General features: G+C 39.6%; 10 protein-coding genes. 4 read left to right on the top strand and 6 right to left on the bottom strand.

Annotation, left to right across the window (positions count from 1 at the left end; all coding sequences use genetic code 11):
* The 4 genes from CI959_RS10500 to CI959_RS10485 all read right to left on the bottom strand — a co-directional run bounded on the left by CI959_RS10500 (position 1) and on the right by CI959_RS10485 (position 6896).
* Positions 1 to 672 (bottom strand): DUF1080 domain-containing protein, encoded by a 672-nt coding sequence (locus CI959_RS10500; RefSeq protein ID WP_005861401.1) that lies wholly within the window; start codon positions 670 to 672, stop codon positions 1 to 3.
* Positions 673 to 688: 16 nt separating this feature from the next.
* Complete coding sequence (locus CI959_RS10495; protein WP_008780726.1) at positions 689 to 2377, bottom strand: RagB/SusD family nutrient uptake outer membrane protein; 1689 nt, start codon at positions 2375 to 2377, stop codon at positions 689 to 691.
* A 17-nt stretch (positions 2378 to 2394) separates the two neighbouring features.
* Positions 2395 to 5655, bottom strand: coding sequence for a SusC/RagA family TonB-linked outer membrane protein (locus CI959_RS10490; RefSeq protein ID WP_005861397.1), 3261 nt, complete (start codon positions 5653 to 5655; stop codon positions 2395 to 2397).
* Positions 5656 to 5837: 182 nt separating this feature from the next.
* The gene (locus CI959_RS10485) at positions 5838 to 6896 is read right to left on the bottom strand and encodes a FecR family protein (RefSeq protein WP_005861395.1); all 1059 of its coding nucleotides are present in this window, start codon (positions 6894 to 6896) and stop codon (positions 5838 to 5840) included.
* A gap of 271 nt (positions 6897 to 7167) precedes the next feature.
* Here CI959_RS10485 and CI959_RS10480 point away from each other — a divergent pair, with 271 nt between their 5' ends.
* The 4 genes from CI959_RS10480 (at position 7168) to CI959_RS10465 (ending at position 13227) form a co-directional block, all read left to right on the top strand.
* The gene (locus CI959_RS10480) at positions 7168 to 7719 is read left to right on the top strand and encodes an RNA polymerase sigma-70 factor (protein WP_034527742.1); all 552 of its coding nucleotides are present in this window, start codon (positions 7168 to 7170) and stop codon (positions 7717 to 7719) included.
* 130 nt (positions 7720 to 7849) lie between these two features.
* On the top strand, positions 7850 to 10669 hold the full coding sequence (locus tag CI959_RS10475; RefSeq protein ID WP_057316908.1) for a TonB-dependent receptor: 2820 nt from the start codon (positions 7850 to 7852) through the stop codon (positions 10667 to 10669).
* Between the two features lie 264 nt (positions 10670 to 10933).
* Positions 10934 to 12493 (top strand): sensor histidine kinase KdpD, encoded by a 1560-nt coding sequence (locus tag CI959_RS10470; protein WP_005861390.1) that lies wholly within the window; start codon positions 10934 to 10936, stop codon positions 12491 to 12493.
* 2 nt (positions 12494 to 12495) lie between these two features.
* The gene (locus CI959_RS10465) at positions 12496 to 13227 is read left to right on the top strand and encodes a response regulator transcription factor (RefSeq protein WP_005861388.1); all 732 of its coding nucleotides are present in this window, start codon (positions 12496 to 12498) and stop codon (positions 13225 to 13227) included.
* Between the two features lie 53 nt (positions 13228 to 13280).
* On the opposite strand, the gene CI959_RS10460 is transcribed toward CI959_RS10465, so the two are convergent.
* Together CI959_RS10460 and CI959_RS10455 are read right to left on the bottom strand one after the other, a co-directional pair.
* On the bottom strand, positions 13281 to 14690 hold the full coding sequence (locus CI959_RS10460; RefSeq protein ID WP_008773831.1) for a carbon starvation protein A: 1410 nt from the start codon (positions 14688 to 14690) through the stop codon (positions 13281 to 13283).
* Positions 14691 to 14805: 115 nt separating this feature from the next.
* Entirely contained in the window at positions 14806 to 15255 is a 450-nt protein-coding gene (locus CI959_RS10455; RefSeq protein ID WP_005861384.1) for a GatB/YqeY domain-containing protein, read from the bottom strand.
* Positions 15256 to 15265 lie beyond the last annotated feature (10 nt).

Here is a 15265-nt window from a genome sequence, read left to right as displayed (position 1 = left end):
TTAAAGTTGTTTCAGTTGAATATTCCTAAACCAAATATTAGATTCTCCATGTTTCCCTTGCAAACCAATATAACCTTTTGTTGGCATATTCGCATACGGGATTGGTAGCCATTCCGGAATCTCTGTTCCATCTGGATTTGTTGTTCCAGAAGTCCAATCTGCTAAATTAGCCGAAACAATATGTTTCCCATTCAATTCGATATCTATCTGCTGACCTTTAGCAGTGACAATCATGCGGTTCCATTCTCCCGGTTTCTTCACGACCAATTGTTCATTTGCTCCTTTATGTCCATAAATAGAACCACAACGCCAATATTCTGGATATGATTGCCATTCAGGATGATGATCATCCGCTATTTGAATCTCAATGGAAGATGGGATCCAATTACCCTTATCCGTACAATAAATCACAACCCCACTATTTGTATTCACATCTGTCTTGAATTCTAAATCCAAGATAAAATTTTCATACTGCACCTTCGTCCAAATAGATTGATCGGCAGTGGCAGTAAGTATGCCATTTTTAAAGGTCCAAACCGAACTATCATAATCAGCATTTGATAAATCTTTGTCAAATAATGGTCTATAATCAGTTTCGACCCTACACGATATTAATAACAAAAGTATAATCAATACGGTAAATACTCTTTTTACATTTATAAACTGTTTCATATATCGATTCTATTTATTAAAAGCCAGCTGTTGTTTGTTTTAACAAAGGATTCGCATTCAAAGCACGATAAGGGATCGGAAATACGTCTTGATTCGTCGCATCCGGAGTTTTATCCCACCACGCACCTTCACTAAAACGATTCCATCGTATTAAATCAATACGACGATGACGCTCTCCTATGAACTCACGACCTAATTCATCGACAAATTCATCATCAGTTAATTTCGAGATATTAGATTCGTAACTAAATTTAGACCAATCTTCCGCTTTATAATAACGTTTCCTAACCGCATCCAGCAACCGAGCAGCCCCTATCTTATCCCCTGATCTATATTTACATTCAGCTAACGAATAATAAATCTCTGCCAATCTGATCTCTGGAATAGAGTTCATTTGGAACAAATCTTTCGATTGAGGTAACCAAGGGAATTTTATCAAACGATATCCCGTATTCTCTTCTCCGTAAATTACATGAGAGCCTTTGGCTAAACCAGTCTCTCCCTCCGAAAAGCGTCCAACTTGATCCACATAAACTAGAGGTTTACCATTATATTCTTCCGTACCAGTTATTACTTCATCTGTAAATCCATACCCTTTTTCATAATCAAATTTATATTGAGTTCCCATCAAGAAAAAGCCCTCATAATCTCCATCATTTGAAATAACTCTAAAAGCTTTCTTTCGGATATCTTCATCCGGGAATTTTTCAAACGGCATACCTAATTTATCTTGGTACAAATTTCCATATAAGTCCCGAGACGGTGCTAAATTACCTCCATTCCAACCTTGCCAGTCATTATCCAAGGAATAACGATCTTGATAGTGCATCCACATATTATATAGCCAAGATGCCTCAAAATAATTTTTCTTAATCGCAAATTCCATAATATTCTCTTTAGATCTATAACCGTTTATCCCCGAGCGGAACGGGCCTCTATAATCAGGGTCAATACTATATTCTCCATATTTTCCATCTAATATAGCCTGAGCCATTTGCTCACATTCATCATATTTTGAGATACCTATCCATTTTTCCGCATTCAAGTATAAACGGACAAGTATAGAAGCTACTCCTGCTTGATCAAACCTAGATACCCCCCTATTTTTAGGTAAGTCCGGTAATATAGCTAAAAGCTCTGACTCCATAAAGTTAAATACTTCTAGGGGTGTAGATTGGGCCTTCACTTCTTCTATATCTGTAACAATTGGTACATGCCTAAAGAAATCTATTAAAAACATATAATTCCAAACCCGAAGAGCTCTTAATTCGGCTATATATTCATTTTTCGTTTCTTCCGTCAATTTAAACGTAGAGAAATCTAGATTTTCAAAATCAGACAATGTATTATTACATAATGCTATACCTTGAAAAGGAGCAGCCCAACCATTATATACGAAATTCTCCTCCACAGTCCATTTATGCTCATGCAAACGAACATACTCCCCACCATTATAACCATGTTTTCCTCTTGTCGGAATCATTAACTGGTCGGCAGTAACTTCCTGTAAAAAGTATCGAGCATCAGACCAACCCGTACTAAAAGCCTTAGCATAGTTATTCACCAACGCCGCATAAATATTATTACTATTTTGATAATAGTTATCCGTTGTAATCTCACTAAAAATCTCTTCATCTAAATCTGTACAAGAAAATGAGATTAATCCCATCACGAAAAGAACTATTATATATTTAAACTTCTTCATAATAAATGAAATTAAGATTAATATGAAATTTGAATTCCAAATGTGAATGATCTGGCAATAGGATACACATTTAGACCGCTAATACCTGGTTCTAGACCATTTATATCCACAGATGTCGGATCCATTACTGAATATTTCGTAATAGTAAACGCATTTTTAACTGTCGCATATACCCGTAAATTGCTAATCCACTTTGTATCTAATTTTGGAGTCCATCCTAAAGTTATGTTATCCAACCTAAAATAATCTCCATCCTCCAAAAAATAATCACACATCACTTTTCCAGACTTAATATGCCCATTCTTTCCATAAGCATCTTCCAATAAATTCATACCCGGTTCAGCAACTAATCCATAATACATTTGATACATATTCAATATTTGATAGTCAAAGCGCCCTTGGAAATATAGACTTAAATCAAATCCTTTATATCGAAATGTATTCCCCCAAGACAAAGAATATCTAGGTGTTCCATGGCCAATATAATCTTTGTCTGTATCACTAGCTTCACCATTAGCGAGTATTTTTTCTCCTCCAATTTTAGCGTCTTTCCAAACCAACATATTGCCATTATCATCAACTCCCGCATATCTTAAGCCATAAAAAGAACCAATTTCCACTCCGTCTTGTAAGCGTTGGGCATAGCCGGGATTTCCGGGAGCTGGCAGTAAATATCGATCCATATATCCTTTCTGATATGTACCATTCGAGAATTTATCCAGTTTAGATTTCGTAAAAGAAGCAACTAGATTAGTCGAATAACTAAAATCTTTCATGTTTACAACATCCCAATTTAAAGTCAGTTCCAAACCTTTTGAACTAGTAGAAGCTACATTTGTAAATATCTGATCAAACATAAAAGGGGGTAGTGGAGCGTCATAATTAGAAATTACTTCTTTACCTTGTTTTACATAGGCATCCAAACTACCTGATAACTTATTCTTTAAAAGAGAAAAATCCACACCCAAGTTATAAGATATCTGCTTTTCCCAATGTAAATCAGGATTAGGATTATTCGTAGGTCCCCACGCTTGGGTCCATTGTCCATTATCGTCTAGCCAATACCCACCTTGCTCATAACGAGCCAACGCTGAATACTTTGGGAAACCAGAGCGTCCTGTAACTCCATATGAAAAACGGAGTTTTAAATCATTGATGGCCTCAATATTTTTAATAGCAGGCAAACTTGACATTCGCCATGCTGCAGAGGCTGCAGGGAACCATCCCCATTTATGATTTGCCCCAAATTTACTATTTCCTTCATATCTAACAGAAGCCGTCAAATAGTAAGTATCATCATAGTTATAAATCAATCGCGCAGGAAAACCTATTGTCTTTTCTTTTTCTTTCAACGAAGATACCCCTAAACGACCTGCTGCCATATTCCAATCTCCAGCTTCCAGATTGTTATAGGACATCGCATCCGAAGGAAAATTTGCATTCTCTGAAGAAAAACTACGATGATTAAACTCTTGATACGAATATCCAGCCATTAATTTAATTGTATGCTTGTCAATTGTCGTAAAATAATTACCGATCCATTCCAATGTATAATCCGTATAATTTTCTTCCTGCAGAGTTCCTCGTCCGGAACGCATATTATCTATAGATTCCTTATGATTTGAATTAACATATATACGCTTAAAATACTCTTGCCCCTGTCTAGCTAGAGATAATTCAGTATTTAGCGTCGGTAAAATATTTAGTTTCATTTTAAAATCAGCAAGGGAAAACTGTCTATCACCTCCATCCTCCTTGTCTTTCAACCATCCTACAGGATTATAGGTATCAAACCCATACAGAGTACTATATTTAGAAGGATCTTTTTCATCCATCAATGGATGAGTCGGATTCAATTTTACCGCTTGCTGAAATACGCCATAATCCACATATTCCTCATTGATAACTCGCGTGGACAAGTTTCCTTGAATCTCTAACAGACCTTCTAATGTCTTTGCGGTGAATCCCATTCTAACTCCATACTCTTTTCTAGAAGACGCTATATCCAAGCCATCTTTCTTCTTATAATTGGCAGAAGCTCTAAAGGTCAAATTTTCACTTCCTCCTGAAACAGCTAAATAATGACTTTGACCCAGATTACTCTTATTCAACAATTTGTCATACCAATCCACCCGATGACCAAAATCTACATCTCTTTCATGCGCAAGAAACTCATCTACAGAAAGTACTTTTGGTTGATTAGCTACCATATCATGATCGATATAGCCATCATAAGATATAGAAACTTTTCCAGCCTTTCCCTTTTTTGTTTGCACCAAAATAACTCCATTCGCCGCACGTGAACCATAAATCGCTGCAGCCGAACCATCTTTCAATATTGTAATTGATTCAATATCTTGGTTAGCGACACTTCTTAAATCTGCACCCGGCATTCCGTCTATAATAACCAATGGCGAATTCCCTGCCTCTATGGAAGAAGCACCTCGCATCTGGATATTAGGAGAAGAGTTAGGATCTGCCGCTGCCGCATTCGAGACATTAACGCCTGATACTTTTCCATCGATCATTGACAACGGACTTGTAAATGCTCCTTGTAAAAAGTCTTTACTAGAAACAGCGGTTACAGCAGAAGTCAACTCTTTTTTGTCAACTGAGCCATAACCAACAACAACAACCTCATCTAATTTTTGTGTATCCTCTTTCATAATGACCTGAAGTACATTTTTATTTTTCACGGCTTCTTCATGAAGAGAAAATCCAATATAAGAAATCTGGAGTACCGCATCGGAAGACACTACAATAGAGAAATGACCATTCAAATCAGACATAGTTCCATTTGCTTTACCCTTCTCTACAATATTTGCACCAATAATAGGCTCCCCCGCCTCATCAACAACAGTACCTGTTACTGTCTTTTCATCTTGATCAGACTTACTGCCTTTTACTGATAGAATCACATCTTTTCCTACTATTTTATATCGTATATTCGAATTCTTAAATATATGATCTAATGTAGTGAACACGTCTTTATCCTTTATATCAACAGATATTACTTGATTGATATCAACTAATTTACTATTATAAAAGAAGTGAAAATCGGTTTGACTTTCAATCAGTTCCAAAACTTCTTTTATAGATTGATCTGTCGCTTTAAAAGAAAGTGAGGTGCTTTGAGCATTTGTTGTCATAGCAAATGACATACTAATTGATAAACATACAAGAAATAAGGTCAACTTCATAATTCTTGATATTTTAGATACCAACCTGACAAACGCTGATTTATCTCCATCAAGTTGGAAATATAAATTATTCATCATATTTTTGTAATTGATTTAAGATTAAAAAATAAATTTCTTAGTCGGTTTAAAGACCTCTATCAAATTGTTTCATATGGGAAGATGCTGGTAACATTTTCCCGTATGTTTTTTAGATAGATCAAGTCTACATTCTTGTTCTTTTATTCCATAGGCCATATTATTTAATTATTATACATTTTTCTTTATTTTCCTTTCCAAAGTATAACCCGAGTACGGTTAGTACCTTTGCTATCATCTGTCTTCATATCTTCTATACGATAATCAATATTTGAAGATATTCTCAAATAGTCTAGTGTCTGAGATAGCAGCCTATTATCTAAAATACCGGTTAAACAATAGCTTTTAATCTCCGCATCCTGAATCACAAATTCAACATTATAGTAATATGACAATTTTTTCAAAGCCTCAGGTAAAGGCGTATCCTTGAACATCAGTTTGCCATCCATCCATGCGGTTTCATAGATCGTATTTATTTTCATCACAGAAATTTCTTCTTTATCCAAGTTGCAAATCGCTTTTTCGGATGGTAGTAACGTCCTATGACTCACATTCCCTGATTTATTCTTCACCTCGAGATTTACGGAGCCCGTCACTAAAGTAGTCGAAATTATATTCTCATCCCCATAAGCTTGTATATTAAACTCCGTGCCTAAAACTCTAACCCTATGCTGATCTCCTGAAGTACTGACAATAAAAGGTTGTTTTTCGTTGTGAGTGACTTTAAAATAGGCTTCTCCTGATAAACATACTTTTCTTTCTTTTTGGTCATAAGACATCGGATAGGATAAAACACTACCCGAATTTAGATAAACAACAGTACCATCCGGTAAATTAAAGCGTGTACGGACTCCCGCATTTGCCTGAAGTGTTATAATTTGAGGATCTCCAAATTCAGAATCAACCTTTCTATGGGAAAATAAGGTTGATAGCCCAATGATAGCAATTATACAAGCCGCAGCAGCAGAGAACCTCTTCAGCCAATATAAACGGGTCCGTTTTGCTAATCGTTGTTCCAGCTTTTCGTAGGCAATCAATGGATTTCGGCTAGCGATCCGTTCCATCGCATTGTTCGCATAATATATACGGGCGGTCTGTAATAAGATCCTCTTATTATTTTCATCCGCTTCCAGCCAAGCTTCAATATAAGATTTTTCCTCATTGGAAGCTGTGTCCTTTATATACCGTAAAAGCATCATACCTTCCGGCTCTTGGATATTAATATGTCTATTTTCAGTTTTCATTCTTATCTGTTTCTATAACTAAGACAATCCTGAACGAACACACCCTTAACTAAAAAGCATTTTTTTACGGAAGACTTTAGACTTACCTACTTTTCCATAGGATATATACTTCATCAGTAAAGTAAGTAGTACTTCATCGGTAAAGTAAGTATATCTTGTGATAAGGATGTCCTAAAAGTGATATTTCGATGTGGTTACCCTAATTTTAACCTTGAATATCCAAGATAAAATATATCTTTGCTTACAGAAAAGAAAGGATGAAGAAGGTGCTATGGATGATTCTACTTTAATTGAACAAATACAATTAGGAAGTAAAGACGCTTTTAAACAGATGTTTATCAAATTTTATTCGCCACTATGCGAATATGCTTCCCAATATGTTTCTGATGAGGATGCCGAAGAACTTATTCAGGAGCTAATGTTATTTATATGGGAAAACCGAAATTCCTTATTTGTAGAGATATCCTTGAAATCCTATCTTTTTATGGCTGTTAAGCATCGTTGCCTCAATGCGATCAAAAGGCAATTGTATCATGAGCGAGTACATAGCCTGATTTATGATAAGATTAAAGATCAATTTGAGAATCCTGATACCTATTTCGTAAACGAGCTTACAGAGAATATCACGAAAGCAATCGAAGAATTGCCTGAGAATTACCGGGAGACATTTAAACTTAGCCGATTCGGAGAACAATCTAATCTCCAAATCGCAGAGGCCTTAGGGGTTTCTATAAAAACCGTGGAATACCGGATTACACAATCCTTGAAAATATTGCGAGTTAAGTTGAAGGACTATTTACCTTTTATAATGTTCTTGTTCTAAGAATACTCTCCATAAATCCAAAGGCCTGCACGATTGTTAATAATATCAAATCCATAAAAGTTATATTAAACTATTTTGAATGAACCATGTCTATCTTTTCGTAATTGTAAACAATGTAATCCATATAGTTATGAAATCGGGAAAGTGCCTTTTGATGTTGTTGATGATCCTTTTTTCACCGATGGCTTTCGCACAGCAAAGCGGTGTTAATGTTACCGGATCTGTCGTTGAGCAAGGTAGTGATACCCCCATCGAGCAAGCAACGGTACGATTGCTGAACGTAAAAGACAGTGCCATGGTACGAGGTGTGGTGAGCGCCCGTAATGGTAGTTTTACCTTGAAAAACGTAAAGAAAGGAAGTTATTTACTACACATCACATTCATCGGATACGATCCATTGTACCAACCCTTGCAAATCACCGGAAAGAAAAACCCCGTAAACGTAGGTAAACTTGAATTAAGCGACGGAGCGATCGAGTTGGGAGAAGCCGTAGTTATAGGTAAGGCACCCGAGGTTACCGTTCGCAACGACACTGTGGAATACAATGCGGATTCTTATAAAGTAACCGAAGGCTCCGTTTTGGAGGATTTATTGAAAAAGATGCCCGGTGTGGAGGTAGATAGCGAAGGCAAGATCACCGTCAATGGAAAAGAGGTGAAAAAGGTAATGGTGGACGGAAAGGAGTTCTTCTCCGATGACCCGAAAGTGGCCTCCAAGAATCTTCCAGCCAAGATGATCGATAAATTACAGGTACTTGATAAGAAAAGCGATATGGCCCAAATGACCGGCTTCGACGATGGAGAGGAAGAGACCGTCATCAACCTAACCGTGAAACCCGGCATGAAGCAAGGTTGGTTTGGCAACGCATATGGTGGATACGGAAGTAAAGATCGGTATGAAGGCAACGCCATGGTCAATCGTTTCGTGAATAATGACCAGATCACGTTCATGGGGGGAGCGAATAACACGAATAATATGGGCTTTTCCGATCTAGCCTCAACAATGTTCTCCGGTATGGGAGGCGGTGGAGGCCGACGAGGAGGTTTCGGAGCGGGTAGCGGTATCACCTCTTCCGGAAACGCAGGTTTGAACTTCAGCAAGGAATTCAAGCCGGATAAACTAACTCTTGGGGGAAATACTCGTTATTCCCATTCCGACAATGACGCTCGCAGCAAGAGTGATCGGCAGAATATCCTTCCCGGAGATAGTTCCTCCTATGATAATAGCGAGGCGATGAGCCGTACGAAGAGCGATAACTTTGGCGTAGACTTTCGCTTGGAATGGAAACCGGATACGATGACTCAACTTATCTTCCGCCCGAGTTTCAGCTTCAGCCACAGCATGAACGACAATTTCAGTGATGCTACCACCTTGGATAACGAACGGGATACGGTCAATACCAACAAATCCAGTAATTACTCGGAAAGTAACGGGTACAACCTAAATGCCAGCATCGATTTCAGCCGTAAGCTGAATAACAAAGGACGTGTGTTCAGCGCCACCCTTTCTGGAGGCAATAGCGATTCGTACAGTGACGGCATGAACCGTTCCGACATCGTTTATTTCAACCAGACTGATGCCTTGAAGAATAGCATTATCGACCAGCGCTCACGTTACGACAACAAAGGTTTCAATTACCGGGCCTACGTATCGTGGGTAGAACCGATCGGGCATAATAATTTCATCCAAGCCACTTATAGCATCAGCCAACGGAAACAAGAAGCCTTGAAGAATGTTTACAACCAAGACGCTGATGGTATATATAATGTATTAGATTCCGCCTACAGCCAAAGCTATCGCAATAACTTTATCAGCCAGCGGGCCAGCTTGAGCTTCAAGTCTCAACGGGCAAAGTTCAACTACACGATCGGCTTGAATCTGGACCCATCCTATTCCAGCAGCGAGAATTTCGTTGGCGACACGACCTTATCCAAGATAACCCGTAAGGTGGTCAACCTCTCCCCGATGGCTCAATTCAACTATATGTTCGATAAGCGTACGAATCTTCGTATCATGTATAATGGCCGTACCAGCCAACCGAGCATGACTCAATTACAACCGGTAGCGGATATCTCGGACCCGACGAATATCACGATCGGTAACCCGGATTTGAATCCCCGCTATACGAACAACGTATTTATTCGTTTCCAACAGTTCACACCGGAGAAACAACGGGCCTTTATGATCATGGCAAACGGTAGTTATATCATCAACGATATCGTAAGTTATACCTCTTATAACCAAGAGACAGGTGTAAAGACCACCACTTACAAAAACGTAAATGGCAACTATAGTGGCAACGTCCGTATGATGTTGAATACCCCCTTGAAGAATAAGAAATTCTCCATCAACTCCATGACAATGGCCTCGTTCGCTAATAGCAACGGATATATCAACGAGGAGAAGAATACGAACCGGAATCTCATATTGTCCGAACGTGGTGGTATCGACTTCCGCTCCTCTTATCTGGATCTGGGCGTAAACGGGAATATTCGTTACAATGCCACCAGCAACTCCCTGCAAAAGGAAAATAACCAAAACACCTTCAATTACGGAGCCGGCGGTTACACGACAATCTATCTGCCCCTCAATTTCAAGATAGAGAGTGACGTGAACTGGTCTACCAACTCTGGCTACGGGGACGGATTCAAACAGAACGAAGTCCTATGGAATGCCTCAGCCTCCAAGTCTTTCTTAAAGAATAACCAAGGGACGCTCCGTTTCAAGATCTACGATATCCTGCAACAACGAAGCAATATCTCCCGTTCCGTTACCGCTAGCTATATACAAGACTCAGAATATAACACGCTAGGCAGTTATTTCATGGTACACTTCATCTATCGGTTCAGCATCTTCAAAGGTGGGGCCACTACCAGCGACATGAAAACGCCGGGTAGAGGCGGACGGGGAAGAGGTCCGATGGGCGCTCCTCCGGGACATCGATTTTAATCCCCTAAGTGGAGACTTTATAAAGTCCGTACGCAACAAAAAACGCACCGGACTTGTTTTTACTTAGGATAATATATAAAAAACTTAGGATAAAATAACGCTAACTAGCGCATTAACAGCGGAGTTTCAATGCTTAGCTAACATATATCCTCTATGCCCACAAAGTATTATTAACATTTTAAACGGATTATTTTTACCTTTTTTGTGTAAATATTAAACTAAAACATACGTTATTTGTTGCAATATTAAGAGAAAGATATTGATATGAGGAAGTCGACAATTTGGTTGCTTGCGGTAGTTATGGCTTTTGCCTTCGCCGGGTTATTATACCTACAGGTAAACTATGTGAGCATTATACTTAAGACACGCAGCGAACAGTTCAATGAGACTGTCAAAAGAAGCCTGCGCCAAGTATCTAAGAATCTGGAATTGGATGAGACCCGTAAATACCTCGAGGATGATATCAACCGGGATGAGACAAATTTCATGTATCAAAATGCCCCGGATGCCCAAAGCCTAGGACAAGTGATCAACCATGAGAAATACCAATTACAGATCAAGGATTCTAATGGAACCGTTCAACAAATAGAGATGCAAAGTTTTAGCGCCCATAAGTTCGAGCCGCTCTCTTCCTTGTCAAAACGGCAGTCTGCCAACAGCATCGTAAACACATCTAAAGATTTACAGAAGACACTAAAAAGACGTTACCAGTACCAAGGTGGACTGATAGAGGAGGTGATTTACAACATCTTATACACCGCAAATCTAAAGCCGATCGAGGAACGTATAGATTTTAAAAAGCTGAACAATTACTTAAAAACAGAATTTATTAACAACGGTTTGAACTTGCCGTTTGTGTTTTCTGTTATTAACAAAGATGGAAATGTAGTATACCAGAGCGGAGAATTCCAAAAGCAACCGATCGCCTCTGACGTGATCACCCAAGTGCTTTTCCCGAACGATCCCCCATCGAAACTAAACTACCTGAGAGTTTATTTTCCGACGAAAGGGGATTATATCTCAAGCTCTATTACTTTCATCGTTCCATCGGTTATATTCTCATTGATCCTGTTGATAACCTTCGTCTTCACGATTTACATCGTATTCCGTCAGAAGAAGTTATCCGAGATGAAAAACGATTTTATCAACAACATGACGCACGAGTTGAAGACACCGGTATCCACGATCTCGCTCGCCGCCCAGATGTTGAAGGATTCGGATATAACGAAGAGTCCGGACGTATTCAAGCATATATCCGGCGTAATCAACGACGAGACGAAGCGATTGAGCTTCTTGGTCGAGAAAGTGCTACAGATGTCTTTGTTCGAACGACAGAAAGCAGCGCTTAAATTGAAAGAAATTGACGCGAATGATTTGGTAGCGAACGTGGCTAACACCTTCGTTTTAAAGGTCGAGAAGTACGGCGGTACAATGGATATAGACCTGCAAGCTACAGAATCGGATATATATGTGGATGAAATGCATATCACCAATGTATTGTTCAACTTGATGGACAATGCGGTTAAATACCGCCGCCCGGAAGTTCCGCTTACATTGATGGCACGCACTTGGAACGAGAACGGAAAGCTGTTGATCTCCGTGGAAGATAATGGTATCGGTATCAAGAAAGAATATCTGAAAAAGGTATTCGACCGTTTCTTCCGCGTACCGACAGGCAACGTACATGACGTGAAAGGGTTCGGTCTCGGACTCGCTTACGTACGCAAAATTATTGAGGACCACAAAGGTACGATCCGTGCCGAAAGTGGTGCGGGAAACATTGGAACAAAATTTATTATTACTTTACCTCTTATAAAAAGTTAGTTATGGAAGAAAAACTAAAGATCTTCTTTTGTGAAGACGATGAGAATTTAGGAATGCTTTTAAGAGAATACTTACAAGCTAAAGGGTATGTAACGGACCTATTCTCTGACGGAGAAGCCGGATACAAAGGTTTTACCAAAGGTAAATACGATCTTTGTGTGTTGGATGTCATGATGCCAAAGAAAGATGGTTTCACCTTGGCACAAGAAATTCGCTCTATCAATCCTGATATCCCTATTATCTTCCTTACAGCCAAGACTATGAAGGAAGACATCTTGGAAGGATTCAAGATCGGCGCAGATGACTACTTGACAAAACCGTTTAGCATGGAAGAGCTATTGCTTCGTATCGAGGCTATCCTTCGCCGTGTGAAAGGTAAGAAGATGAAAGATATTCCTTTCTACAAGTTAGGAAACTTCTTGTTCGATACCCAAAAACAAACGTTGGCTATCGGAGACAAGGTTACGAAACTTACTACGAAGGAATGCGAATTATTAAGTTTGTTGTGCGCCCACGCAAATGAGATCCTTGAGCGTAACTACGCCTTGAAGACAATCTGGGTAGACGATAACTATTTCAACGCTCGTAGCATGGACGTTTATATCACGAAATTACGTAAATTGTTGAAAGACGATCCGGGTATCGAGATCATCAACATCCACGGCAAGGGTTATAAATTAATCACTCCTTCCGGGGAGGAACAAGCCCGTGAGGAAGGCATACAAGTGCTTTAATTCACTTGAACAATAACGACAGAAAAGGCTGGCTAAATGTAAGCCAGCCTTTTTTATACTTTCTTTCTTTTCCAGACTAAGAAGATCCCGAAAACGATCAATGTAACTAGTAACCCCAAAAGTTGAGAAAAACCGGAGGAAAGACCAAACCCTTCCGGAGCTACAAAAATATAGGTAGAACATACCGCCGTCATGAATAAGGCGGGAATCAAGGTTATCACATATAATTTCTTTGCTTGTACCAAATATACGGTTAAGGCCCATAGGGTAAATACTGCCAACGTCTGGTTACTCCATGCGAAATAACGCCAGATCATATCGAAGCCATCCTTATCTTTTTGACTATATAATAAGATTCCTATCGCAACGATAAACATGGGAATACAGATCATCAGACGTTTGACCACCGTTTTTTGCTCCATATGCAGGAAGTCTGCGACAATCAGACGAGCCGAGCGGAAAGCCGTATCGCCAGAAGTAATCGGAGCTGCTATCACCCCCAGTATCGCTAATACACCTCCGACAGCGCCCAGCCACTCTTTTGTGATACTGTCTACTACGACAGCGGCATTGTTCTCCTCCATTCCGTTATTATGGAAGAAATACGTAGCGGCGGCGGCCCAGATCAAGGCTACGATACCTTCGGTAATCATCGCTCCGTAAAATACGGGACGGGCGTATTTCTCACTTTTCATGCAACGAGCCATCAATGGACTTTGGGTAGCATGAAAGCCAGAGATAGCGCCACAAGCGATACTAACAAACATGATCGGAAAAATAGGCAAGCCTCCCGGATGCGTATTACTAAGTCCATCCGTAATCTCAGGTAACGGCGGCTGGTTAATAAATAACATAACCAAGATACCTACGGCCATAAATAGCAAAGCGATGGCGAATAATGGATAGATCTTTCCGATAATCTTATCAACAGGTAATAGAGTAGCCAGTATATAATAAATGAATACGACGATAATCCAGAACGTAGCATCTAGATATTCCGGAGTCAGTTTAGCCAGCAACCCTGCAGGCCCAGCTACGAAAACAGCACCCACCAAGATCATCAAGATAACCGTAAAGCCCCGCATAAATTGCTTAAAGTTGTTCCCCAGATACCGTCCGATCAATTCAGGAAGACTTTCTCCATCATGCCGCAACGAAAGCATTCCCGATAGGAAATCATGGGTAGCGCCCGCAAATATACTTCCCAATACGATCCAAAGGAAAGAAGCTACCCCAAATTTAGCCCCCATGATAGCGCCGAAAATAGGTCCCAGACCCGCTATATTCAAAAATTGGATCATGAAAATCTTCCAAGTAGGCAAGGGTATATAATCAACACCATCTTGTTTTGTGAAAGCGGGAGTAACCCGGGAGGGATCTACGCCAAACACCCGCTCGACAAATTTACCATACGTAAAATATCCAACGATAAGGGCTATCAGACAACATGTAAAAGTAATCATGGTTTTCTAAAGAATTAAATTGTCAAAGGAAAAGGTATATACGAGAAAACCGTACCAAGGGCATTCTAACGAGTAATTGTCAGAATGCCCTTAGTGCGGTCTTCGTATGAATCAATTAATTAAGTAAACGCTTAACCGTCTCGGAAATCATCCGTCCTTCGGCTCTTCCTGCCAATGCTTTTGAGGCTACACCCATTACCTTACCCATATCTTTCGGGCCAGCGGCACCGACTTGAGCGATAATAGCTTTCAATTCTTTCTCCAATTCCTCGGCAGACATTTGTTGAGGTAAATATTTCTCAATCACTTTTACTTGCTCCAACTCAACATCCGCTAGGTCTTGACGGCCCTGTTGCACATAAATCGTAGCAGAATCTTTCCCTTGTTTCACCAACTTCTGCATGATCTTCAAGGCATCCGCATCCGTCAGCGTATCATTGGCTCCCGGAGCGGTTTTCGCTTCCAAGAAAAATTTCTTTACATTTCTCAATGTCTCCAAGGCGACTTTATCTTTCGCCTTCATCGCGTTTTTAATGTCTTCACTGACTTGTTCAAATAAATCCATATCCTTATTA

Source organism: Parabacteroides sp. AT13 (genome assembly GCF_002272965.1).
In the GTDB taxonomy this organism is placed as follows: domain Bacteria; phylum Bacteroidota; class Bacteroidia; order Bacteroidales; family Tannerellaceae; genus Parabacteroides; species Parabacteroides distasonis.
Note: the sequence above shows the minus strand (reverse complement) of the source record. Positions and strands in the feature narration are given on the sequence as shown.